Origin of the sequence: Roseococcus pinisoli (assembly GCF_018413645.1) — a bacterium.
Classification (GTDB): Bacteria; Pseudomonadota; Alphaproteobacteria; order Acetobacterales; family Acetobacteraceae; genus Roseococcus; species Roseococcus pinisoli.
The window spans coordinates 1,121,915-1,145,049 of the sequence record NZ_JAHCDA010000002.1; the positions used below are offsets into that span (position 1 = coordinate 1,121,915).

The following is a 23,135-nucleotide window of genomic DNA, read 5'->3' on the forward strand; positions in this document are numbered from 1 at the left end:
GCATCCAGGCCCTTCGCCAACCCTCACAAACCATTGTTTTCGGCCAATAAATTTATTGGCATGGCGATTGCTGAACAAAGGGGCAGCCGCGCTCGTCGTGGTCTGGGCATCCATTGATGGAGTAAAAACGAGATGAAGAAGTTCCTGTTCGCAGCACTGATGAGCCTCGGCATTGCCGGCGCGGCTCAGGCGGCGCCGACGCTGCAGTTCCGGGTCTATGAGGACAACGCCCTTGTCGGCGGACTTTCCACCTCCTCCTCGAGCGGCCTGCTGGCGGCCTCCGGCTCGACGACCTATTTCAACGTGTCGGCCAATGCCTATGGCGCGCCGATCGTCGAATCGCCGTCGCTGCTCGCGCAGACGACCAGCGTCTCGGCCATCTCGGGCTATTCGGGCACGCACACGATCCGTCTGGAATTCACGCAGACCGGCCTCACCTCCGCCTCGGCCGGCGGCCTGCTGGCGTCGCTGGCGAGCAGCTTCACGACCAACTTCCTGCTGAACGGCGCTGACGTGCAGAGCGTGACGCTCACGACTTACGTCGACAACAACAACACCGCCTTCGGCCGCGGCACGCAGATCGCGTCGCAGACCTATACCTCGGGCCCCACCAATGCCTCGGGTCAGCTGCCGGCCAACATCGCCCTGACGAACGAGTTTTTCTCGGAGACGCTGGTGATCACGGCGACCTTCACGGGCCCCTCCGCAGGCCTGCAGGCCGACGCCCAGATCGTGCGCGTGCCCGAGCCGGCCTCCTTCGCCCTGCTCGGCTCCGCCCTGCTCGGCCTGGGCTTCGCTCGCCGCTCGCGCCGCAAGGGCTGAGCGTCACGGCCGGTCGCGGCGGGGAAAGCTGACACCCCTTCGCGACCCGCCGCTTCCGGCCAGGCACCGACCGAACAGCGCCTGCCGGCACCATCAAGAGGGCGGCTTCCGCCCGGGCCATGTCCCGCCTTCTACGACCTGCTCCCTCCTGCCTCTGGCAGACAAGCGCGCCACTGCGCGGGAGGGACGCCGTCGGGCGGAGCGAGATCCCCACTTATCGATCGGACCGCAGGACGCGCCGTTACGCGGGCTCCGCCGCGACATCGCTGCCGGGCCGCATCCTGCAGCTCGCTGCCCCATATAACGGATAAATTTGGTAATTTATAAAATCACTATTTTGCACGACAATTCTAATTGACAAATCACCGATGAAAATGCGTTCTATCTGAACGGCGCCTAACCGGGCCGCCGGACCGGATAGGACCAGGATATGCCTCGGCTCGGCCACGCCACCGCCCGACCCGCCCCGATGAAGCCTTTCGCGCCCCGGCCTTTCGCGAAGCGCTGTCGCCGGCCCTAAGCCGCCCCTTCCCCATCTCCCAATGCTTCCGGACGCCGCCTCGTCGCGGTGGAGGATCCATGCGCCTGCCCGACATGAAACCCCGCGCCATTCCTGAATCCCCGCCGGGCACGGCGCCGGCCGTCTGTCGCGCGCCTCTCTAGCCTCGACCATCCAGCCTGCGGCGAACGCCGCCCTTTCCTGATGTCTTCGGAGTCCTGCCCATGTCAGGCCAAGCCATTGCCGCCCCCGTCGCTATTCGGCCGGCGCGCCCGTCTCCCCGCTTCACCTGGAAGCTGAGCCGCCTCCGGCGCCTCGTCGTCCCCATCCTGCTCGTGGCGCTCTGGCAGATCGCGGCGAATACCGGCCTCATCTCCACGCGGCTGCTCGCGCCCCCCAACGCCATCGCGGCCGCCGCCTGGGAGCTGATCGTCTCCGGCGAGCTGCCCTATCACCTGCTGATCTCGCTGCAGCGGGTCGCGATCGGCCTGGCCATCGCGCTTTCCGCCGGGGTCTCGCTGGGCCTCATCGCCGGCCTGTCCCGCCTCGGCGAGGATGCGGTGGACGCCACGCTGCAGATGCTGCGCGCGCTGCCGTTCCTGGCGCTGGTGCCGCTCTTCATCCTGTGGCTCGGCATCGGCGAGGCGACCAAGATCGCCCTCGTCGCCCTCGGCGCCACCTTCCCCATCTATCTGACGCTCTTCGGCGGCATCCGCGGCGTGGACCCGAAGCTGATCGAGGCGGGGCGCATCTTCGGCCTCGATCGATGGGGCCTCATCCGCCACGTCGTGCTGCCCGGGGCGCTGCCCCAGGCCCTGGTCGGCCTGCGCTACGCGCTGGGCACGGCCTGGCTGAGCCTCGTGGTGGGCGAGCAGATCAACGCCACGGCAGGCATCGGCTTCCTGGTGATGGATGCCCGCGAATTCCTGCGCACCGACATCATCCTGGTCGGCCTGCTGGTCTACGCCCTGCTCGGCCTCGGCGCCGACCAGCTGGTCCGCGTGCTGGAGCGGCGGGCCCTCGCCTGGCGTCCCTCGCTGATCCGGGAGGCCTGAGATGAGCCAGCCCATCGTCTCCCTCCGCGCGCTCTCCCGCCGGTTCCACGGCCCGGACTCGCCCCCCGTGCTGGACCGCATCAACCTCGACATCCAGGCCGGTGAGTTCGTCGCGCTGCTGGGCCGCAGCGGCTCGGGCAAGACCACGCTGCTGCGCACCCTGGCCGGCCTCGATCCTGTCACGGAGGGCGAGGCCGCCCTGCCCCAGCGCCGGGCCGTGGTCTTCCAGGAGCCCCGGCTGCTGCCCTGGAAGCCGGTCTGGCAGAATGTCGCGCTCGGACTTGCCGGCAACGCCACGACCACGCGGCAACGCGCGCTGAACGCGCTGCGCGAGGTGGAGCTGGCGCATCGCGCCGAGGCCTGGCCGCTCACCCTCTCGGGCGGCGAGGCGCAACGCACCGGCCTGGCCCGCGCCCTCGTGCGCGAGCCGGAGCTGCTGCTGCTGGACGAGCCCTTCGCCTCGCTCGACGCGCTGACCCGCCTGCGCATGCAGTCGCTGGTCGGCGAGCTGTGGGAGGCCCATCGCCCCGCCGTCCTGCTGGTGACGCATGACGTGGAGGAGGCGCTTTTGCTGGCCTCCCGCGTGCTGGTGCTGGCGAATGGCCGCTTCATCGACGATGTCGCGGTGCCCGTCCCGCGCCCGCGCCGCCGCTCCGCCCCGGGTTTCGACGCCCTGCGCCTCCGGCTCCTCGCCGCCCTCGGGGTGGATGAGGACGGCCATGACGCCGCGGCGAAGGCGGCCTGAGATGGCGGCCCGGACGATCCCGGAGAGGCGATGTCGGCACCGGTCCTGAACTCCCGTCGCAACGCTTTCCACAGGAGCTCGCCATGAGCCTTCACATCACCGGCATGATCTGGGCCCGCCCCACCTCCGACCTCGAGGTCCAGGAGGGGGCGGCCTTCCAGCCCGACTTCATCAATCACATCACCCGCCTGCACGAGGAAGGCGATTTCGACCGCGTCCTCGCCGGCTACTGGACCAATGCGGCGGACGGCTTCCTCGTCCTCGCCCAGGCCGCCACCGCCGTGAAGCGGCTCAACTTCCTGCTCGCGCACCGGCCCGGCTTCGTCTCGCCCACCCTCGCCGCGCGCAAGCTCGCCACGCTGGACCAGCTGACCGGCGGGCGCCTCGCACTCCACGTCATCTCCGGCGGCGAGGATATCGACCAGCGCAAGGACGGCGACCACGCCGATCACGGTGCGCGCTACCGCCGGACCGACGAGTTCCTGGACATCCTCCGCCGCATCTGGACGGCCGAGGGGCCGATCGACCATGCGGGCGAATTCTATCGCTTCGAGCAGGCCTGGTCGGATATCCGACCGGTCCAGAAGCCCTATCTGCCGATCTTCTTCGGCGGCGCCTCGGACATCGCGCTGCGCGTGGCCGCGCGCCATGCCGACGTCTATGCGCTCTTCGGCGAGCCCCTGGCCGAGACGAGCGCCATGCTCGACCGCGTCCGCGCCGCTTCCTCCGGCGACCATGTCCCCGCCTTCTCCTGGTCCAACCGTCCGATCATCGGCGCGACGGAGAAGCAGGCCTGGGAGAAGGCGCATGACTACCGCCGCCGCGCCATCGCCAAGCTGGAATCGAACGGCACGCAGGGGCTGATCCCGGCCGGCCAGGCGGTGAACTCCCAGCGGCTGGTGAGCCTCGCCCAGCGCGGCGAGGTGCTGGACGAGCGGCTCTGGACCGCCATGGCCGGCGTGCTCGGCGGGCGCGGCAACAGCACCGCGCTGGTCGGCACGGCCGAGCAGGTCGCGCGCTCGCTGCTGCGCTATCGCGGCCTCGGCGTCTCGCACTTCATCCTGCGCGGCTGGGATCCGCTGCCGGACGTGGCCCAGTATGGCTCGGAGCTGATCCCGCTGGTGCGCGAGCTGGCCAAGGCCGAGGATGTCGGCCGGGTCTCGGTCTCGCTCCACGCCGCCGCCGAGTGACGCCGCCATGAGCTTCAACATCGACCGCCGCGCGCTGATCGGCGCGACGGCCCTGGCCGCCGCCCCCGCCATCGCGCGGGCCCAGGCCCCGCGCACGCTGCGCGTCGGCAACCAGCGCGGCGGGCTCCGCTCGCTGCTGGAGGTCTCCCGCGTGGCAGGGGACCTGCCCTACCGCATCGAATGGAGCGAGTTTCCGGCCGCCCAGCCGCTGCTGGAGGCCCTGAACGCCAATGCCATCGACCTCGGCAGCATGGGCGACCTCAACTTCTTCAGCGTCTATTCTTCCGGCGCGCCCATCAAGGCGATCGCCGCCACCCGTTCGGACGGCGCCTCGCAGAATATCGTGGTGCGCGGCGACAGCCCGATCCGCACCGTGGCGGATCTGCGCGGCAAGCGCATCGCCGCCGCGCGGGGCGGCTGGACGCACTACTCGCTGCTCGCGATCCTCCAGCGGGAGGGCATCCCCTTCTCCGACGTGCGCTTCGCCTGGCTGCTGCCGGCCGAGGCGGCGCTCGCCTTCCGCACTGGCGAAGTGGACGCCTGGTCGGTCTGGGAACCCTATACCTCGCTCGAGGTCCTGAACTTCGGCTCCCGGGTGCTGACGGATGCGCGGGGGCTGGTGCCCTCGGCCAGCCTGCTCGCCGTCCATAACGACGCGCTGACGCAGCGGCGCGAGCAGCTGCAGGACTTCGTGCGGCGCAATGCCCGCGCCTGGGCCTGGGCGCAGGACAACCGGCAGGAATATGCGCGCTTCACGGCCTCCATCATCCGCCAGCCCGTGCCGGTGATCGAGCGCGCCTATGGCGTGAACCAGACGCGCGCGGTGCCCATCGATGACGCGCTGGTGCGGGAGTTCCAGGTCGCGGTCGACCAGGCGCAGGCCTGGGGCGTCGTGCCCCAGCGCGTGAACGTGGCCGAGGCGGTGGACCAGTCCTTCACCCGCGGCCTGGGGAGCTGAGGCGATGACCATGAAGTTCACACGCCGCGCCCTGGCAGGCGGCGCCACCGCCCTGCTGGCGGCGCCGGCCCTCGCGCAGTCCACGCCGATCCTGCGCATCGGCAACCAGAAGGGCGGGCTGCGTTCGCTCATCGACGTCTCGGGCCAGGGGCGCGACCTGCCCTACCGCATCGAGTGGAGCGAATTCCCGGCGGCCGCTCCCCTGCTGGAGGCGCTGAACGCCAATGCCATCGACCTCGGCACGCAGGGGGACCTCGCCTTCCTCAGCGTCTTCGCCAATGGCGCGCCCATTAAGGCGATCGGCGCCACGCGGCACGACCAGGCCTCCCAGGCCATCCTCGTGCGCGGGGACGGCCCGATCCGGACCATCGAGGACCTGCGCGGGAAGAAGGTGGCCGGCAATCGCGGGGGATGGGGCCAGTTCCTCGTCCGCGCCGCGCTGAAGCGGGCGAATATCGATCCGGCGGAGGTCACCATCGTGCCGCTGGGCCCGACCGACGCCTCGCTCGCCTTCCGTTCGGGCGCGGTGGATGGCTGGGCAATCTGGGAGCCGTACAACTCCATCGAGATCCTGGGCTTCGGCGCGCGCGTGCTGGTGGATGGCACGGGCCTCACCCCCACCGCCAACTTCCTCTCGGTGCATGACAACACCCTGCGCGACAAGCGCCCGCTGCTGCAGGACTTCCTGCAGCGCAACCGGCGCGGCTGGGCCTGGGCGCTGAACAACATCCCGGCCTTCGCGCAGAACACCTCGGAGCTCACGCGCATTCCCGTGCGCTTCCTGCAGCGCGCCTATGAGGTGCAGCGCTCCCGCGCCGTGCCGATCGACGCGCCCCTGATCGCCGAGCTGCAGGCGGCCAGCGACGCCGCGGTGGAGTTCGGCGTCTTCTCACGCCCCATCCGCGTCGCCGATGCCTTCGACACGGGCTTCACCCTGACGGACAGCTGACCGTCGCCCGCCACGCCGGCCCGCGGGACCGGCGTGGCGAAGCGGCCCCCCGAGCGCCGGGGCATGCCCGCCCTTTGTCCCGCCCCCGTCTCCGTCCCTTCACAATAAGCAGGGGATAAGCCCCGGTTTCACGGATCGGACATCGATCCGTCATCGGTTCATCTCGTCCCGTCGCTAACCCCCGCGGCGACAGACGGACGAGGCGAAATGACCAACAGGCGGAATGTGCTGCTGATCGTCGTGGATCAGTGGCGCGCGGATTTCATCCCCCATCTCGGCGCGGAATTCCTGCGGACGCCGAACCTCGACCGGCTCTGCCGCGAGGGCGTGACCTTCCGCAACCACGTCACCACCACGGTGCCCTGCGGCCCGGCGCGCGCCAGCCTGCTGACCGGCCTCTACCTGATGAACCACCGCGCCGTGCAGAACACGGTGCCGCTGGATGCGCGCCACACCAACCTCGCCAAGCAGCTCCGCCGCATCGGCTACGACCCGGCGCTGATCGGCTACACGACCACCACGCCCGACCCGCGCGAGACCGGCCCGCGCGACCCGCGCTTCACCTATCTCGGCGACGTGATGGACGGGTTCCGCAGCGTCGGCGCCTTCGAGCCGACGATGGACGGCTATTTCGGCTGGCTCGCCCAGAAGGGCTACGAGCTGCCGGAGAAGCGCGAGAACATCTGGCTGCCGGAAGGCGAGGACAGCGAGCCCGGCGTCACCACCCGGCCCAGCCGCATCCCGGCCGAGCTGTCGGACACCGCCTACTTCACCGAGCGCGCGCTGACCTACCTGAAGGGCGTAGGCCAGAAGCCCTGGTTCCTCCACCTCGGCTACTACCGGCCGCACCCGCCCTTCATCGCCTCCGCGCCCTATCACGCGATGTACCGGGCCGAGGACATGCCCGCCCCCGTGCGCGCCGCGGACTGGGCGCAGGAAGCGGCGCAGCACCCGCTGCTCGACTTCTATCTGCGCGGCATCAGCCAGGGCAGCTTCTTCCATGGCGCCGGCGGCGCCGCGACGGAGCTCGACGAGGCGGCCATCCGCCAGATGCGCGCGACCTATGCCGGCATGATGACCGAGATCGACGACAATCTCGGCCAGGTCTTCGACTACCTGGACCAGACGGGCCAATGGGAAGAGACGACCATCATCTTCACCTCCGACCATGGCGAGCAGCTCGGCGACCACTACCTGCTCGGCAAGATCGGCTACTTCGACGAGAGCTTCCGCATCCCGCTGGTGGTGAAGGAAGCCGGCACGCCGCGGCGCCCGGGCGCGATCGAGGACGCCTTCACCGAGAGCGTGGACGTGATGCCGACCATCCTCGAGCATCTCGGCGGCCAGATCCCGCATGCCTGCGACGGGCGCTCGCTGCTGCCGCTGCTGGGCGGCCCCGCGCCCGCTGGCTGGCGCGACCTGCTGCACTACGAATACGACTTCCGCGACGTCTTCTACTCGCGACCCGAGAGCGCGCTCGGCCTCTCCATGGACGAGAGCAGCCTCTGCGTCGTGCAGGACGGCCGCTACAAATACGTCCATTTCGCCGCACTGCCGCCGCTCTTCTTCGACCTGCGGGCCGACCCGCACCAGTTCCGCAACCTGGCGGAAGACCCGGCCCATGCGTCGCTCGTGAAGGACTACGCCCAGAAGGCGCTGTCCTGGCGGCTGACCCATGCCGAACGCACGCTGACCCATTTCCGCGCGACGCCGCAGGGCCTGGAGGAGCGGCATCCGGCGCCGCCCGCCGAAGCCCTCCGTGACGCCGCCGAGTGACGAACGAGGAACCCCAGATGATCTCCCGCCGTCCCCTTCTCGCCCTGCCCACGCTGCTGGCCGCGCCCGCCCTCGCGCAGTCCGATACCCGGCCTTCGATCACCATCGCGGTCCAGAAGATCAGCAACACCAACACGCTCGAGCCGCTGCGCGAGCAGTCGAATGTCGGCGAGCGCGTCTTCTACTCCTCCCTCTGGGAAGGGCTGATCGGCCGTGACTGGCTGGGCGACCTCAGCGCGCGCCCGGGCCTCGCCACCGAATGGCGCCGGATCTCGGACAGCGTGCTCGAGCTGAAGCTGCGCCCCGGCGTGCGCTTCCACAACGGCGACGAGATGACGGCCGAGGACGTGGCCTTCTCCTTCGGCCGGGTGCGGATGTTCGGCAACACGCCGGCCACCGCGCAGGGCCGCACCATCCCCGTGGGCGAGGGCATCCCGACGCCGCGCCCCGGTAAGGAGCTGCCGCCGGAGGTCCCCGCCATCGCCCGCCGGGCCTTCCCGGCGCTGGAGCGCGTCGAGGTCGTGGACCGCCTGACGGTGCGCTTCCACAACGCGACGCCCGACGTGACGCTGGAGGGCCGCCTCTCGCGCTATGGCGCCGACGTGGTGAGCCGCCGCGGCTACGAGGAGGCCGCGACCTGGCTCGACTGGGCCCGCAAGCCCATCACCACCGGCCCCTACAAGGTCGTGGACTATCGCGCCGACGCCGTGCTCACGCTCGTCGCGCATGACGACTACTGGGGCGGCCGCCCGCCGGTCCGCCAGATCCGCTTCGTCGAGGTGCCCGAGGTCGCGAGCCGCATCAACGGCCTGCTCAGCGGCGACTACACCTTCGCTTGCGACATCCCACCCGATCAGATCGCCTCCATCGAGCGCAACCGTGCCTTCGAGGTCCAGGGCGGCACCATCCTGAACCACCGCCTGACCGTGTTCGACAAGAACCACGCCGTGCTGCGCGACCCGCGCGTGCGCCGCGCCTTCACCCATGCGATCGACCGCCAGGCCATCGTGGACGCGCTCTGGGCCGGCCGGACCGAGGTGCCGAAGGGGCTGCAATGGCCCTTCTACGGCGACATGCTGATCCAGGACTGGACGGTGCCGCGCTTCGATCTCGCCGAGGCCCGCCGCCTGCTGCGCGAGGCCAATTACCGCGGCGAGCCGATCCCCTACCGCCTGCTCAACAACTACTACACGAACCAGACCGCGACGGCGCAGGTGCTGACCGAGATGTGGCGCGCCGCCGGCCTCAACGTGCAGATCGAGATGAAGGAGAACTGGGCGCAGGTCCTGGAGCGCACGCCCTCGCGCGCCGTCCGCGACTGGTCCAACAGCGCCGCCTTCAACGATCCGGTGTCCTCGCTGGTGAACCAGCACGGGCCTAACGGCCAGCAGCAGCAGGTCGGCGAATGGACCAACGAGGAAATGAACCGCCTCTCCGTCGAGCTCGAGACCAGCACGGACCGTGAGCGCCGCAAGGCGGTCTTCCGCCGCCTGCTGGAGATCTGCGAGCGCGAGGACCCGGCCTATACCGTGCTGCACCAGAACGCGACCTTCACGGCCAAGCGCCGCGACACGCGCTGGAAGGCGAGCCCGGCCTTCGCCATGGACTTCCGCCCCGGCAATTTCGGGAGCTGAGGGCCATGCATCGCCGTAACCTCTTCGCCGCGCCGCTCCTCGCGCCCCTCGCCGCCCCCGCCCTCGGGCGGGCGCAGGCCGACAACCGGCCCAGCATCACCGTCGCGGTCCAGAAGGTCGCGAACAGCAACACGCTCGACATCGCGCGCGAGAACAGCAACGTCGGGACGCGGCACTTCTCCTGCTACACCGAGCCGCTGGTCGACACCGATTGGCTGGAGACGCTGCAGCCGCGCCCCGGCCTCGCGCTCAGCTGGCAGCGGCGGGACGCGCGCAGCGTCGACGTCACGCTGCGACCCGGCGTGCGCTTCCACAACGGCGACGAGATGACGGCCGAGGACGTCGCGGCCTCCTTCGGCGCCGAGCGGCTGATGGGCGGGCCCTCGGGCGTCGCCGCGCGGGTGCCGAACGAGGTCCGCACCGCCGGCCGCGCCGTCTTCCCGGGCCTCACCACCGAGGTCACCGGGCGGCACAGCCTGCGCTTCATCACCGAGCGGCCCGACCCCGCGCTGGACAAGCGCCTGGGCCACCGCATCGGCATCGTCGTCTCCCGCCGCGCGATCGATGAGGCGCCGAACTGGCTCAGCTGGGCGCGCAAGCCCATCGGCACCGGCCCCTACCGCGTGGCCGAGTTCCGGCCGGACAACATGCTGGTGCTGGAGGCCTTCGACGACTACTGGGGCGGCCGGCCGCCGCTCAGGCGCATCCGCTTCGTGGAGGTGCCGGAAGTCTCCTCGCGCATCGCGGGCTTGCTCTCGGGCGAGTACGAATTCGCCTGCGACATCCCGCCCGACCAGATCTCCGAGATCGAGCGCAACCGCGCCTTCGAGGTGCAGGGCGGGCTCATCGCCAACCACCGCTTCATCACCTTCGACCAGAACCACCCGCAGCTGCGCGACCCGCGGGTGCGGCGCGCCGTCTCGCTCGCCGTGGACCGGGATGCAATCATCGCGGGGCTCTGGGCCGGCCGCACCGAGGTGCCGCGCGGGATGCAGTTCCCCTTCTACGGCAGCATGTACCTCGCCGACTGGCCGAAGCCCCGCTTCGACCTCGCCGAGGCAAGGCGCCTCGTGCGCGAGTCGGGCTATCGGGGCGAGCCCATCCCCTATCGCCTGCTCAACAACTACTACACGGCGCAGACGCCCACCGCGCAGGTGCTGGTGGAGATGTGGCGCGCCGCCGGCCTCAACGTGCAGATCCAGATGCGTGAGAACTGGGCGCAGATCCAGGCCCCCGGCCCGGACCGCGCGCTGCGCGACTGGTCCAGCACGGTCTTCATCGCCGACCCCGTCTCCAACATGCCCAGCACCTGGGGCCGCCACGGCACCTATCCGGCCGGCGGCGAGTGGCGCAACGAGGAGGCCTTCGCGGCCGCCGACGCGCTCGAGACCGAGATGGACGAGGACCGCCGGCGCGCGGCGATGCGCCGGCTGCTCACCGTGCTGGAGCACGACGACCCGGCCTATGCCATCCTGCACCAGGCGGCGAACTTCACGGGCAAGCGGCGCGACATCAGGTGGCGCGCGGCGCAGTCCTTCCTGATGGATTTCCGGCCGGGGAACTGGGGTGTCTGACGCGCCCCTCCTCTCCATCCGCGACCTGACGGTCGAGTTCGGCGGCGCGCCCGCGCTGCGCGGCATCAGCCTCGACGTCCATCCCGGCGAGGCGGTGGGCATGGTGGGCGAGAGCGGCTGCGGCAAGTCCGTCACCTGGCTGGCCGCGCTCGGGCTGCTGCCCAGGACGGCGCGGACCCGCGGCAGCGTGACGCTGCAGGGCGAGGAGATGCTGGGCGCGCGGCCCTCGCGCCTCGACCACCTGCGCGGCGGCCGGGTCGCCATGATCTTCCAGGACCCCGCGAGCAGCCTCAACCCGGTGCAGCGCATCGGCCGCCAGATCGCCGAGGCGCTGACGCTGCACCAGGGAATGACCGGCGCCACGGCACGGGCCGAGGCGAAGCGCCTGCTGGACCAGGTCGGCATGCCGGACGCCCAGCGGCGGCTCGACGCCTATCCGCACGAGCTCTCGGGCGGGCAGAACCAGCGCGTCATGATCGCCATGGCGCTGGCCGGCCGGCCGGAGCTCCTGGTCGCGGACGAGCCGACGACGGCGCTGGACGTCACCATCCAGGCGCAGATCCTCGACCTGCTGCAGGCGCTGCGGCGCGAGCGGAACATGGCGCTGGTCCTCATCACCCACGACCTCGGCGTCGTCGCGGAGAATTGCGAGCGGGTGGCCGTGATGTATGCCGGCCGCATCGTGGAGGAGGCGCCGGTCGCGCAGCTCTTCGACGCTCCCGCGCACCCCTATACGCAGGGGCTGCTCGACGCCCTGCCCCCGCTTTACGGCGAGCGCGGGCCGCTGGCCGCCATTCCGGGCGGCGTGCCGGAGCCCTGGGCCATGCCGCCCGGCTGCGCCTTCGCGCCCCGCTGTGCCCGGGCGCGGCCCACCTGCACCTTCCAGGTCCCGGCGCTCACGCGGTTGCGCGGCCCGCACCGCGCCGCCTGCCTTCTCGCGCAGCCCGTGCTGGAGCTGGCATGAGCGCCCTGCTGGAGGCCCGCGACCTCGTCCGCCGCTACTGGATGCGGCGCGGCGCCTTCGGCCGCGCCACCGAGGTCCGCGCACTGGACGGCGTGAGCCTCACCCTCGAGCGCGGCCGGACCCTCGGCCTGGTGGGCGAGAGCGGTTGCGGCAAGTCCACGACGGGGCGCCTCGTCCTCGGCCTCGAGACACCGGATGGCGGGCAGGTCGCCTTCGAGGGCACGCCCATGCCCCCGCCCGGCAGCCGGGCCTGGCGCGCCCAGCGCGCCCGCCTGCAGATGGTCTTCCAGGACCCGCTCGGCGCGCTCGACCGCCGCCTGACGATCGGCAGCCAGGTGGCCGAGCCGCTCCTCATCCATGGCCGGCCGGCGGGTGCCGCCGAGGTCGCGGCCCTGCTGACCGAGGTGGGCCTGCGCGAGGATCACGGCCAGCGCTATCCGCACCAGCTCTCCGGCGGCCAGCGGCAGCGCGCGGTGCTGGCCCGCGCCCTGGCCACCTCGCCCGACCTGCTGGTCTGCGACGAGCCGATCTCGGCGCTGGACGTCTCCATCCAGGCGCAGGTGATGAACCTGCTGATGGAGCTGCAGGCGCGGCGCGGCATGGCCATGCTCTTCATCAGCCACGACCTGCGTGCCGTGCGCCAGGTGAGCGACCGCGTGGCGGTCATGTATCTCGGCCGCATCGTCGAGGAGGGCGCGCCGGACGACGTCCTGCGGGAGCCGGCCCATCCCTATGCCCGTGCGCTGGTCTCGGCCCTGCCGCATCCCGGCCGGCGCGGGCAGCGCATCCTGCTGAGCGGCGATCCGCCCAACCCGGCCGACCGCCCCACCGGCTGCGCCTTCCACCCCCGCTGCGCCGATGCCGTGGCCCGCTGCCGCCTTGAGGCGCCGGCCCTGCGGCCGCACGCCGATGGCCGCCTCGTCGCCTGCCACCTGGCGCATGCGCCTGCCCCTCAATTCGTCGAAATGGGAGCCGCCTGACATGCTCCGCTTCCTCGCCTCGCGCCTCTTCCGCGCCGCGCTGACCATCGCCATGGTCGTGACCTTCGCCTTCATCGTGCTGCGCCTCTCGGGCGATCCCGCGCAGATCATCATGGGCGCAGACGCGCCGCCCGAGGCGGTGGTGGCCTTCCGCGCCGCCTGGGGCCTCGATGACCCGCTCTGGCAGCAATACTTCCGCTACTTCGCGGCGATCCTGAACGGCGACCTCGGCCGCTCCATGCGCGACGGCCGCGACGCCATTGACCTGGTGGCCGAGCGCATCCCCGCCACCCTGGCGCTGACCATCCCCGCCCTCTTCATCAAGCTCGCCCTCGGTATTCCCGCCGGCGTCGTGGCGGCGCTGCACCGCAATTCCTTCATAGACCGGGCGGTGATGGCCCTGGCCGTGGCCGGCTTCACCGTTCCCTCCTTCGTGCTGGGGCTGCTGCTGGTGCTGGTCTTCGCCGTGCAGCTCGGCTGGCTGCCCTCGGGCGGGCAGGAGAGCTGGCGCCATGCCATCCTGCCGGTGATCACGCTGGGCGTCGGCGGCGCCGCGGTGCTGGCGCGCTTCACGCGCTCCGCCATGCTGGAGGTGCTGGGCCAGTCCTATATCCGAACGGCCAGCGCCAAGGGCGTGCCCTGGGGCGCCGTGGTCAGGAACCACGCCCTGCCCAATGCCGCGATCCCGACCGTGACCATCGTGGGCTTCATGGTGGGCAGCCTCATCGCCGGTGCCGTGGTGGTGGAGAGCGTCTTCTCCTGGCCCGGTGTGGGCCGGCTGCTGGTGGTGGCGGTGGCCAATCGCGACCTCGCCGTCGTGCAATGCATCCTGCTGCTGGTGGCGGCGACCATGGTCGTCTCGAACCTGGTGGTGGACCTGCTCTACGGCGTGCTCGATCCGCGGCTGCGCGCCGCGCCGCAGGGAGCCCATTGATGCCCGAGGCCCCCCTCCTGGCGCCGCCGGTCGTGCTGGCGCCGAAGCGCACGCGCCGGCGCCTGCCGCTGCTGGCGATCTTCGCGCTGTCCTGGCTCGCGCTCATGCTGGCCACGGCCCTGCTGGCCGACGTCATCGCGCCCTATGCCTATACCGCGCTCGACCTGCGCGCGCGGCTCGCGCCGCCGATCGGCTTCGGCGGCGACCTGCGCCACCTGCTGGGCACCGACGAGCTGGGCCGCGACGTGCTGGCGCGGCTCATCTATTCCATCCGCACCAGCCTTCTCATCGCCTTCGGCGCCACGCTGATCGGCGCGGCCATCGGCACCTCGCTCGGCCTCCTCGCCGCGCATTTCCGCGGCCTGGTGGAGCAGGCGGTGCTGGCGCTGGTTGATTTCTCGGCCAGCCTTCCCTTCCTCATCCTGGCCCTCTCCGTGCTGGCCTTCTTCGGCAATTCGCTGGGCCTCTTCGTCGCGCTGCTGGGCCTGCATGCCTGGGAGCGCTATGCGCGCATCGCGCGTGGCCTGGCCATCGGCGCCAATGCCCAGGGCTATGCGGCGGCGGTGCGGCAGCTGGGCGCCACGCCCTGGCGGATCTACGGGCAGCACATCCTACCGAACATCGCCTCGACGCTGATCGTCTCCATGACGCTGGCCTTCCCGGAGATCATCCTGCTCGAGAGTGGATTGTCCTTCCTCGGCCTCGGCGTGCAGCCGCCGGAGACGTCGCTCGGCTCCATGGTGGGCTATGGGCGGGAATACCTGACGCGCGCGCCCTGGATCCTGCTGGCGCCGGCCAGCGTGATCGTGATCACCACCTTCTGCGTCTCGGCGCTGGGCGATTGGCTGCGCGACCGGCTGGACCCGACGCTGAACTAGAATGGATAAGGTTATGAGCGGTGCGACGTTGATCTGCGTCGCACCGCCATTTGGATAGCGTGAGCGGAGCGTATGGGCGGAGCGATGAGGCCTGGGCTGTGATCGAACCGTAGCTGCCTCAGAACCGTCAGGCGTGCGTCGTGACGACGACCGGCGAGATCTCGCACATCCTGTGCGCAAGCATCGTTGAGACGATAGCTCATCGTGGCACCACGCCGGCTACCAGGATCTACATCGCTGGATGGTCAACGAGGCAGTCGGCGGATCTTTGAGCGCCTCTGGGGCGTCAGAAACACATTGCCGTCAACAGCACGATGTCCAAGTCGGCCCCTCCGCTGGCATTGCCCAAAGGGAAGAAACCGGGCGATCAGCAGCTCGCTTGGCGAGGGATGTTCCATGTCACCGCGTGAGCCCTCTACTTCGCAGGATCATTCGCAGTTAAATCTCGAACCGATGGAAATTAACAGATTTTCATAAACACCCTTCTTCTTAAACCTTCCGTTGACTCGACAAGCGATGACACTAAACGTCACGTGGCAACTTATAATCCCGCAGTCATGCTACTCTTTTGATGAATTTATAATTTATCAAATAATCATGGCATAAATCTATTAATAATCATTTTTTCCAGTAGATGAGGATCAGGAATACCGTGGTTTTCTCGTCGGCTCCGTTTCTATTTTTCTTTCTTCCAATATTTTTCTGCGTATATTTTTCAGTTAATTCCATAAAAATAAAAAACTACGCCGTCCTTTTTTTCTCTCTGGTTTTTTACGGCTGGGGAGAACCGTGGTTTGTGCTGGTTTTGGCTGCCTCCATGATCATCAACTGGAGCGCGGCCATCTACATAGACCGGGAGGAAGGGCGAGGCCGATCGATAGCCCTTGCCGTTACCATCACGTTGAATCTGCTTTTGCTGGCAGCTTTCAAGTACGGCGACTTCATCGTCCACAACGTCAATGCCATCCTGTCACCAATGCTTGGCCTGACTCTGCCGCAGCCGTCCCTGCCCTTGCCCTTGGGTATTTCCTTCTTCACCTTCCATTGCCTCTCCTACGTCATCGACGTTTATCGGCGCCGATTTCACGCCAATCGACGACCTAGCGAGATTGCGCTCTATATCGTCCTGTTCCCACAACTCGTGGCGGGACCGATCGTGCGATACAAGACCATCGCGCGGCAGTTGCGTTTACGCCGGCATACGATGGCCCGTGCCTCGATCGGCGCGCGGATCTTCATCATCGGCCTCGCCCAGAAGATTCTTATTGCAGATCAGGTGGCTAGCCTCGTCGAAACCGTTTTTGATCACAGCCCCAATCCGTCGATGCTGGAGGCCTGGACTGGAATTCTTGCCTATACGGTCCAAATTTACTTCGACTTCTGCGGCTACTCCAACATGGCGGTGGGCCTCGGCTTCATTCTCGGCTTCAGCCTCCCGAGGAATTTCCGGCTTCCCTATACCGCCCTCTCCATCACCGATTTCTGGCGGCGCTGGCATATCTCCTTGTCGAGCTGGCTGAGGGATTACCTTTACATTCCGCTCGGCGGCAGCCGGGGCAGCTCCATTCAGCTCTACCGTAATCTGATCCTCGTTTTCCTGCTCTGCGGCCTGTGGCACGGCTCGAGCTGGACCTTCGTCCTCTGGGGCGCCTGGCATGGCGCCTTTCTGGTGATCGAGCGGGTCGGCCTGAACCGCCTGTTGTCGCAACTGCCCGTTGCACTGCGCTGGGTCTATACAATCCTCGTCGTGATGGGGGGCTGGGTCCTCTTCCGCGCGCATGACCTCTCGGCGGCCGGGACGATGTATGCCGGGCTGCTGGGCTCGAACGGAATCGATGCCATGCGCTTCCAGGTCCATCTTGCGCTCGAGCCCAATGTCATCCTTGCGCTTGCTGCAGGATGGGTCCTGGCGACCCTGCCGGCCTGGGGTCCTGCCCTGCGTCGGTCGGCCGTCCCGGGGCTCCGGAAGCTCCGCGCCACAGCCGACACGGCCTGGACCTTTGGTCTGCTGATCCTCTCCCTGCTCTACGCCGCGGCCGGGACCTACAGCCCGTTCCTCTACTTCAGGTTCTGATGATGCCCCTGTTCTTCCGGTATCGCCGCGGATGGATCCTCTGCCTGGTGGCCGTGCTCTCCGCGCCGCTGATCGTCGGGCTCCTCTTCCCCGGCACCAAGCGGTCCCCCGACGAATTTCGCCCGTCCGCCGCGGCACCCCCGATGCCGCAGGGATGGCGCGAATGGCTCTCGTTTCCGGCACGGATCGATCCGTGGCTGCGCGACAATTTCGGGCTGCGCCGCCAGATGATCCATGCCCAGGCCCTGGTAGCGCACCGGCTGCTGGGCAGCGGCAATGACTCCGTGCTGATCGGCAAGCGTTGGCAGCTTTTCTACCGCACCGAAGGGACAGTCGAGCAGAGCGCCGGCCTCCTGATCCGCGAGAACCAGGTCCGGCAGACGGCGGACCTCATCCAGCAGGTCGATGCGATACTCGCCGCTCGCGGGATCGCGTTCATCTTCGGCGTCCCTCCGAACGGCAGCACGATCTACCATGACCTGCTACCGCGCTGGGCCCGACGGGGCGACCGCGCGACCGAATACGACCTGCTGATCACGGCATTGCACGAGCGCGGCGTCAGGATGCTGGACATGCGTCCCAGCCTTCGTGCGGCGCGGGGGGCCGGACGCGTCTATTTTCGCTATGATACGCACTGGAACCCGGCGGGAGCGCTGGCCGGCTACAACGCCGTGGTTTCGGCCATGGGTCACGAAGCATGGCGGGCCGATCACGCGGGAATTTTCGGCCCCATCACCCAGCGCAGCGGAAGCGACCTCGCCCGGATGCTCGGCCTGAGCGCAGACCTTTCCGAACCTGTCCGCTATCTCACGGTGCCGGTGCCCCAGGGCGAGACCTTACAGGGTACTCCTCCCTTCCCGCCCCCCTTCGTCACCACATCCGAGCGATCGGAAGGGCCGACGATCCTCATCCTCGGCGATTCCTTCTCCAATGCCGAGGTATTGAGGCTTACGGCGCAACACGCCCGGCGCGCCGTTTGGCTGCATCACGAGGCTTGCCACTTCGACTGGAAATTGATCGACCAATTCCAGCCCGACGAGGTGTGGTGGCTGCCGGTCGAGCGCGCCATGCTCTGCTGGCCCGACCGGCGCCCCAGGAACATGCCCGAGGCACCGGCTGCGCCACATTCACCTCGGTAGGGAGGCTCGCCTCGGCGAGCCTCGCCACCAGGTCTAGGCCGGCTTCCTCGCGACGAAGACGCTGTTGGTCGCACCGAGATACATGAATTGCTCCGACCAGTAGAAAAGCCCCTCAGCGTCGCGGAAGCCGACGGCCGATAGGTCTTCGATGAGCTGCCACCCAAAATACCGGAAGCAGAGACTGCCGCCTTCCGGATCAACCGGATTGCCGTGGAACTCGGGCTCCATCAGATGGTCGATGGATCCGTCTGGATGGAGCACGGCGCGCACCAGATTGTGGTGGAGATCTTCCCGGAAGGGCGCCGTGAACAGCAGCGATCCTCCCGGCTTTAGGCAGCGCCAGAGTTCGGCGAGTGAGCGCTGCGCGTCCGGAACGTGCTCGAGCACGTCGAAGCTCAGGATCAGGTCCAGGCTCTCATCCGGAAAGCTCAGCCGCTGCATATCCTCGTGACGCAGGCCGTTCACGATCTCGCCCGGCGCATGGTCCGGCCCCAGATACTCGCTGCCGACCAGGAAAGGGAAACGCTGACGCAGCCAATCATGGAGGGGCGTCACCTGTTCCGTGATGTAGATGCGGTCATTCTGCTGAGGCCGCAGCTCTTGCCAAAGGAGATGAAGGGAAGCCCGCAGCCTGTTGCCCATGCCGCAACTCGGGCAGGCCAGATGCTCCCGCCAGTTCGGCAGGAGGCGCCCGTCCGGCAGCGAGTTCGTCGCGTAGGTGAAGTCGACGTGGAACGGCTGCAGGCTGCCGCAGACGACGCACTGCCCCTTTACGTCGAATGCCGCCTGCTCCTGATCCTGCGCCGGGACCAGGCTTGCCTCGAAAGCCCGCCGCCGCGCCAGTTTCGAAGAGATGCCTGCCGTCAGGGCCGTCATCTCATCAAGCGATCGCGCGCGAAGCATCGGCAGATACGGTACCCTGCTCCCCACGGTCAGCGGCTCCGCCGATGCTGCAGCACCCCGAGAGAGGGCGAAGTCCTGCAGCGCAATCGGGCTATGCTCATTGAGCTTGCCACCGCCATTCCATCGGAAAGCGTAGGGGATGCGCCGATAATCCTCCCGGCCGAACCGCTTCACCTCGCCGAGGTACAGCGCGAATAGCTTGCCGACGTCGCGCAGCACTTCGTTGCGGAACTGCTGGCTGTGGCGGCTGAAGGTGGGGTTCTCGTCCACCGCGGATCCACTGAAGTGGAAAAAGCGCAGCGGCTGGCCGTTCACATGCCAGCATGTGGCCGCATCGCTCCCCGACACATTCCGGACGCTGCGCTGAGCGAGATTCCAATAGGCGACGTTGTAGCCCGGATGACGCAGGATTGCGGTGCGCTCGATGAGGGCCGGCAGCAGATCCGCCCATTTCTGATCGACGAAAAGCCCCTTGGGGAGATCGATGACGCAATGCGTCTCGAGGCGCCGTCCCCACCAGGCCGCGATGCGACGTACCTGTGGGGTGTCGCGCATCGCGCAAAATCCAAGGTTGTAGATGCCGAACTGCAGCATCTTGGCCTCATCCATGTCGGCGAACTCCGCCGGTTCGCACAGATGCGGCGTCAGCACACAGTCCGCCCCTCCCTCCGCGAGCAGCCCCTGCAGTTCATCGAGCGGTGAGATGACCCAGATATCCGGGTCGAAATAGGCGATGGATGCTCCCGGATGCCGGTCGAAGAGCTTCAGGAAAACAAAGGGTTTGATCGCCGTATTGAGCTCAGTAATATTATAACGATCCGTCATCTCCGCCAGCAGCGGGATGCCGAGGGCGTCCATGTGCAGGAACTCGAACGGAAGGCTGTCGAAGTCGACACCGCTCGGTTCGTCGCACAGGGCAACGTAGAACGTGATCCCCGGATGGTGCCGCCGCAGGCTATCATGCAGGACCTGCGCCTGAGCGAGGAAGTTCCTCGAGCAAATCGTGAAGGCCACGAAATTGGGCGCCGCGAGTGGCTCGATTTCGCGATTGTCCATGCGGGGCCCCGATACCTTTATCGTCATGCAGGAGTTCCATCCGCGGGCGCAGTGGCCGGCAGGTCAAGCGTATGCAGCATATCGGCCAAACGGCGTGTTCCTGCCCCGACGGAAAACTCCGCCTGTGCCCGAGCATGGCCGCCGGCGGAAAGCTTGGCCCAGAGCGCCGGATCCTCGTGCAACTCGCAGATGCGCGCGGCGAAAGCCTCCGGCGTGTCGCAGATGGCGACATCCTGGCCATCCCGTAGCCGCATCCCCTCGGCGGCAATCGGCGTCGCCACGCACGGGACGCCGGCGGCAAGGCTCGAGGCCACCTTTCCCTTCGCGCCCGCGCCGTAGCGCAGCGGCGCGACCGTCATGCGCAAGCCGTCGAACCAGGGATCGAGATCAGGTAGCGGGCCCAGATACCGCACCCCCGCCGGCATCTGGGAGCGCAGATCCTGCGGCAGATCCGCACCCACGATCTCCAAGGTCGCGTCCGGCAGGCGTTGCAGGACATGTGGCCAGATCTCGTTGAACAGATAGCGCACCGCATCGACATTGGGCACATGCTCGAAGCCACCGACGAAACCGATCCCCTTGCGCTTTGCGAAACCGGGAATCGTATCTGCGCGACGGACAGGGCGTGCCAGCGGCATCTCGAACACCGCCGCGCCCGGGACATCACGCAGCAGCGCCGCGCGTTCGACCGAAGAAACGACGATGGTCGCATCGGCTTGGCGCGCCAGATAGTATTCACGCTCGCGTGTCATCTCGGCGAGGCGTACGCCTTCCAGATTGCCAGCCAGCCGCGCTTCCCGGTCCTCGCGCAAATGATGCAGATCGACCGTGTTGAAGACGATCTTCGCGCGCGGCGCGTGCTGTCGGACAGCCTCGAGAAACCGCCCGCCATGATAGACGCGGGACAGAATGCATAGTCTCAGCGAACTGCCGTCACTGCCAAGAAATGACTGAATCGAAGGTGTAAGCTCCGGCGTCAGGCAAATTACGCCTTCCGCCGCCAGGCGGTCGCGATAGGGCGACACCTCGCGAAAGGATTCATCCCCGACGAAGAGTACCTCATAGCCGAAGTCGCGAAGCGTTCGCGCCTGGAGCACGGCGTCGACGGATCCGGAATCGCGATCCGGCCGAGGCCAGCGGCTGTCGATGATGAGGGCACGCGGCTTGGTGGGCAGCGGTAGGCAGGCAGGTACCTTCTCCGCGATCGTGACCGGCTCAACGAAGCTCGGTCGCCAATCCGAAGGTTTGCCGGGCTGTTGCGGCCCTTCGGGGTTCGCGATCACGGTCGTGTCACTGCCGTTGGTGTGTGCTTTGGCATTGCGGTATTGCCGCAGGCGGTCCGGCAGTTGGAGGGAGACGCTCCACCAGGCGAGCTTCACGCCGCGGCTCAGGGCGCGACGCAGGCCGGAGGGCACGTAATGCCCGGCCCGGCGAATGGGATTGGCCGCCCGCCACAGCGTGCTGGCCTCGATCGCCTGCAGGCGTTCCAGGCTGGACTGCAACTCCTGTTGCGCACCGTGGTCAGCCGCAGCCCTGGCATCGGCGATCGCCGCGCTGGTTTCCGCGCGCAGCGCCGCCAGGCGCGTCATGACCTCGGCCTCGGCCCGCGCGCGCGCCTGCGCGATGGTCGCCGCGCATTCCGCCCGCTGCGCTTCCAATCGCGCCGCGACCCCGGCCTCGGCCTGCGCGCGCGCCTGCGCGATGGACGCCGCGTATTCCGCCCGCTGCGCTTCAAGCCGCGCCGTGGCCGAGGCCTCGGCCTGCGCGCGAGCCTGCGCGATGGACGCCGCGTATTCCGCCCGCTGCGCTTCAAGCCGTGCCGTGGCCGTGGCCTCAACCGTAGCGATTGCCGCATCGGCTTCCGCGCGCAATGCGCTCAACAGTATCGCGGCTTCGGCCTGAGCCGCGGCAAAGATCTCGCCCTCGCGCCGCAGGCGCTCCTCCAGCCCGCTCACCCGATGATCGAGACGCAACGAGAGGTAGCGACGGCAATCCGTCTCGCTCAGCGCAATCACCTGATAATAGGCAGGCCCGCCGGGTTGACTGCCGTCATCGCCGCCATGCAACTCGCGCCCGATCCCGCTCTCGCCCAGGCAGAACAGGCGATAGCCACAACCGCGCAATTGCGTCAGCAGCGCATCCGCCGTGGTGCCGCTGACGCGGCGCAGCCACTCGGGGAAAATCTCGAACAACAGGATCGGCCGATCCCGGGCGATCAGCGACTGCGCGCCCCGCAGCACCAGCAGCTCGGCCCCTTCCACGTCGATCTTGATCAGCCGCACCGGCCCCTCGATCCCGAGCGCATCGAGCGGGCGGACCGGCACCCGCCCCAGCGACGCCGCGCCCTCGGGCAGGGCGCCGGGCACGAGAAAGCTGTGGCCGGGATTGCGCTCATCGGGCACCCAGGCCAGCTCGATCGATCCTTCCTCCGCGCCAAGCGCGATCGTCTCGATACGGCAGCGCTCGTCAAAGCCATTATCGGCGATGGACTGCCGCAGCCGGCGGGACAGGTCCTCGCGGGGCTCGAAGGAATAAACCCGCCCCCCAGGGCCCACGGCCTGGGCTGCCAGAACCGAGAACCATCCGATATTCGCGCCGACATCGACGAAGCAGTCGCCCGCCTCGAGCACGGCGAGGACAAAATCCGTCTCCGCCGGCTCCCATCCCCCGCGCAGACAGCCGAGCGAGACGCCGTGATCGGCAAGGTCGAGCCACAGCTTCAGCCCATCACGGATCTCCGCGCAGACCCATTTGCTGCGGGCAAACACGTCGACCGCCATCCGCGCACGGAATTCCTCGCCTTCCAGCAGCCGTTGCCCCAGCGCCGTCAGCGAAGCCGCCTCCTGCCCCGCCGCAATCGCCGCCTCGCTCTCCGGCACCCGACCAAGTATCGACATATAAGCCGAAATAACATCCTCACGAGTGATCATCTCGGAGCCCCGATCTGCCTGTTTCTCATAATCCATCTTAAATGATTTCGACTTCTAATTTTATCGAACGTATCA

At 68.2% G+C, this 23,135-nt stretch carries 17 protein-coding genes; 15 read left to right on the plus strand and 2 right to left on the minus strand.

The window, feature by feature from the left end; all coding sequences use genetic code 11:
* Positions 1–132: 132 nt before the first annotated feature.
* From KHU32_RS13950 to KHU32_RS14020, 15 genes are all read left to right on the plus strand, one after another.
* Entirely contained in the window at positions 133–822 is a 690-nt protein-coding gene (locus KHU32_RS13950; protein ID WP_213670686.1) for a PEP-CTERM sorting domain-containing protein, read from the plus strand.
* A 723-nt stretch (positions 823–1,545) separates the two neighbouring features.
* Positions 1,546–2,376 (plus strand): ABC transporter permease subunit, encoded by an 831-nt coding sequence (locus KHU32_RS13955; RefSeq protein WP_213670687.1) that lies wholly within the window; start codon positions 1,546–1,548, stop codon positions 2,374–2,376.
* A gap of 1 nt (position 2,377) precedes the next feature.
* The gene (locus KHU32_RS13960) at positions 2,378–3,121 is read left to right on the plus strand and encodes an ABC transporter ATP-binding protein (RefSeq protein WP_213670688.1); all 744 of its coding nucleotides are present in this window, start codon (positions 2,378–2,380) and stop codon (positions 3,119–3,121) included.
* Between the two features lie 83 nt (positions 3,122–3,204).
* Positions 3,205–4,311, plus strand: coding sequence for an LLM class flavin-dependent oxidoreductase (locus KHU32_RS13965; protein ID WP_213670689.1), 1,107 nt, complete (start codon positions 3,205–3,207; stop codon positions 4,309–4,311).
* Positions 4,312–4,318: 7 nt separating this feature from the next.
* The gene (locus KHU32_RS13970) at positions 4,319–5,269 is read left to right on the plus strand and encodes an ABC transporter substrate-binding protein (RefSeq protein ID WP_213670690.1); all 951 of its coding nucleotides are present in this window, start codon (positions 4,319–4,321) and stop codon (positions 5,267–5,269) included.
* A gap of 10 nt (positions 5,270–5,279) precedes the next feature.
* Entirely contained in the window at positions 5,280–6,218 is a 939-nt protein-coding gene (locus tag KHU32_RS13975; RefSeq protein ID WP_249681031.1) for an ABC transporter substrate-binding protein, read from the plus strand.
* A 207-nt stretch (positions 6,219–6,425) separates the two neighbouring features.
* On the plus strand, positions 6,426–7,994 hold the full coding sequence (pehA, locus tag KHU32_RS13980) for a phosphoric/sulfuric ester hydrolase PehA (RefSeq protein ID WP_213670692.1): 1,569 nt from the start codon (positions 6,426–6,428) through the stop codon (positions 7,992–7,994).
* Between the two features lie 17 nt (positions 7,995–8,011).
* Positions 8,012–9,628 (plus strand): ABC transporter substrate-binding protein, encoded by a 1,617-nt coding sequence (locus tag KHU32_RS13985; RefSeq protein ID WP_213670693.1) that lies wholly within the window; start codon positions 8,012–8,014, stop codon positions 9,626–9,628.
* Between the two features lie 5 nt (positions 9,629–9,633).
* Positions 9,634–11,202: an ABC transporter substrate-binding protein gene (locus tag KHU32_RS13990; RefSeq protein ID WP_213670694.1), complete on the plus strand. Its 1,569-nt coding sequence runs from the start codon at positions 9,634–9,636 to the stop codon at positions 11,200–11,202.
* Positions 11,195–12,166 (plus strand): ABC transporter ATP-binding protein, encoded by a 972-nt coding sequence (locus tag KHU32_RS13995; protein WP_213670695.1) that lies wholly within the window; start codon positions 11,195–11,197, stop codon positions 12,164–12,166. The genes KHU32_RS13990 and KHU32_RS13995 overlap by 8 nt, the downstream gene beginning before the upstream one ends.
* Entirely contained in the window at positions 12,163–13,146 is a 984-nt protein-coding gene (locus tag KHU32_RS14000; protein WP_213670696.1) for an ABC transporter ATP-binding protein, read from the plus strand. Before KHU32_RS13995 ends, KHU32_RS14000 begins: the two co-directional genes overlap by 4 nt.
* 1 nt (position 13,147) lies before the next feature.
* On the plus strand, positions 13,148–14,080 hold the full coding sequence (locus tag KHU32_RS14005) for an ABC transporter permease (RefSeq protein WP_213670697.1): 933 nt from the start codon (positions 13,148–13,150) through the stop codon (positions 14,078–14,080).
* Positions 14,080–14,958, plus strand: coding sequence for an ABC transporter permease (locus tag KHU32_RS14010; protein WP_213670698.1), 879 nt, complete (start codon positions 14,080–14,082; stop codon positions 14,956–14,958). Before KHU32_RS14005 ends, KHU32_RS14010 begins: the two co-directional genes overlap by 1 nt.
* An 817-nt stretch (positions 14,959–15,775) precedes the next feature.
* A complete protein-coding gene (locus tag KHU32_RS14015; protein WP_249681033.1) occupies positions 15,776–17,032 on the plus strand; it encodes an MBOAT family O-acyltransferase in 1,257 nt (418 codons plus the stop codon).
* Entirely contained in the window at positions 17,032–18,171 is a 1,140-nt protein-coding gene (locus KHU32_RS14020; RefSeq protein ID WP_213670700.1) for an alginate O-acetyltransferase AlgX-related protein, read from the plus strand. The genes KHU32_RS14015 and KHU32_RS14020 overlap by 1 nt, the downstream gene beginning before the upstream one ends.
* Positions 18,172–18,204: 33 nt before the next feature.
* Here KHU32_RS14020 and KHU32_RS14025 read toward each other — a convergent pair whose 3' ends face one another.
* Together KHU32_RS14025 and KHU32_RS14030 are read right to left on the minus strand one after the other, a co-directional pair.
* Positions 18,205–20,130, minus strand: a complete 1,926-nt coding sequence (locus KHU32_RS14025; protein WP_213670701.1) for a methyltransferase domain-containing protein — start codon at positions 20,128–20,130, stop codon at positions 18,205–18,207.
* A 23-nt stretch (positions 20,131–20,153) separates the two neighbouring features.
* Positions 20,154–23,060 carry an FkbM family methyltransferase gene (locus tag KHU32_RS14030; protein ID WP_213670702.1) on the minus strand — a complete coding sequence of 969 codons (2,907 nt, stop codon included), beginning with the start codon at positions 23,058–23,060 and terminating at the stop codon, positions 20,154–20,156.
* Positions 23,061–23,135: the final 75 nt, after the last annotated feature.

Coding starts and splice junctions, on each gene's coding strand:
- KHU32_RS13950 (WP_213670686.1), top strand. CDS start 133: ATGAAGAAGTTCCTGTTCGCAGCACTGATGAGCCTCGGCATTGCCGGC.
- KHU32_RS13955 (WP_213670687.1), top strand. CDS start 1,546: ATGTCAGGCCAAGCCATTGCCGCCCCCGTCGCTATTCGGCCGGCGCGC.
- KHU32_RS13960 (WP_213670688.1), top strand. CDS start 2,378: ATGAGCCAGCCCATCGTCTCCCTCCGCGCGCTCTCCCGCCGGTTCCAC.
- KHU32_RS13965 (WP_213670689.1), top strand. CDS start 3,205: ATGAGCCTTCACATCACCGGCATGATCTGGGCCCGCCCCACCTCCGAC.
- KHU32_RS13970 (WP_213670690.1), top strand. CDS start 4,319: ATGAGCTTCAACATCGACCGCCGCGCGCTGATCGGCGCGACGGCCCTG.
- KHU32_RS13975 (WP_249681031.1), top strand. CDS start 5,280: ATGAAGTTCACACGCCGCGCCCTGGCAGGCGGCGCCACCGCCCTGCTG.
- pehA (WP_213670692.1), top strand. CDS start 6,426: ATGACCAACAGGCGGAATGTGCTGCTGATCGTCGTGGATCAGTGGCGC.
- KHU32_RS13985 (WP_213670693.1), top strand. CDS start 8,012: ATGATCTCCCGCCGTCCCCTTCTCGCCCTGCCCACGCTGCTGGCCGCG.
- KHU32_RS13990 (WP_213670694.1), top strand. CDS start 9,634: ATGCATCGCCGTAACCTCTTCGCCGCGCCGCTCCTCGCGCCCCTCGCC.
- KHU32_RS14000 (WP_213670696.1), top strand. CDS start 12,163: ATGAGCGCCCTGCTGGAGGCCCGCGACCTCGTCCGCCGCTACTGGATG.
- KHU32_RS14005 (WP_213670697.1), top strand. CDS start 13,148: ATGCTCCGCTTCCTCGCCTCGCGCCTCTTCCGCGCCGCGCTGACCATC.
- KHU32_RS14010 (WP_213670698.1), top strand. CDS start 14,080: ATGCCCGAGGCCCCCCTCCTGGCGCCGCCGGTCGTGCTGGCGCCGAAG.
- KHU32_RS14015 (WP_249681033.1), top strand. CDS start 15,776: ATGATCATCAACTGGAGCGCGGCCATCTACATAGACCGGGAGGAAGGG.
- KHU32_RS14020 (WP_213670700.1), top strand. CDS start 17,032: ATGATGCCCCTGTTCTTCCGGTATCGCCGCGGATGGATCCTCTGCCTG.
- KHU32_RS14025 (WP_213670701.1), bottom strand. CDS start 20,130: ATGGACAATCGCGAAATCGAGCCACTCGCGGCGCCCAATTTCGTGGCC.
- KHU32_RS14030 (WP_213670702.1), bottom strand. CDS start 23,060: ATGATCACTCGTGAGGATGTTATTTCGGCTTATATGTCGATACTTGGT.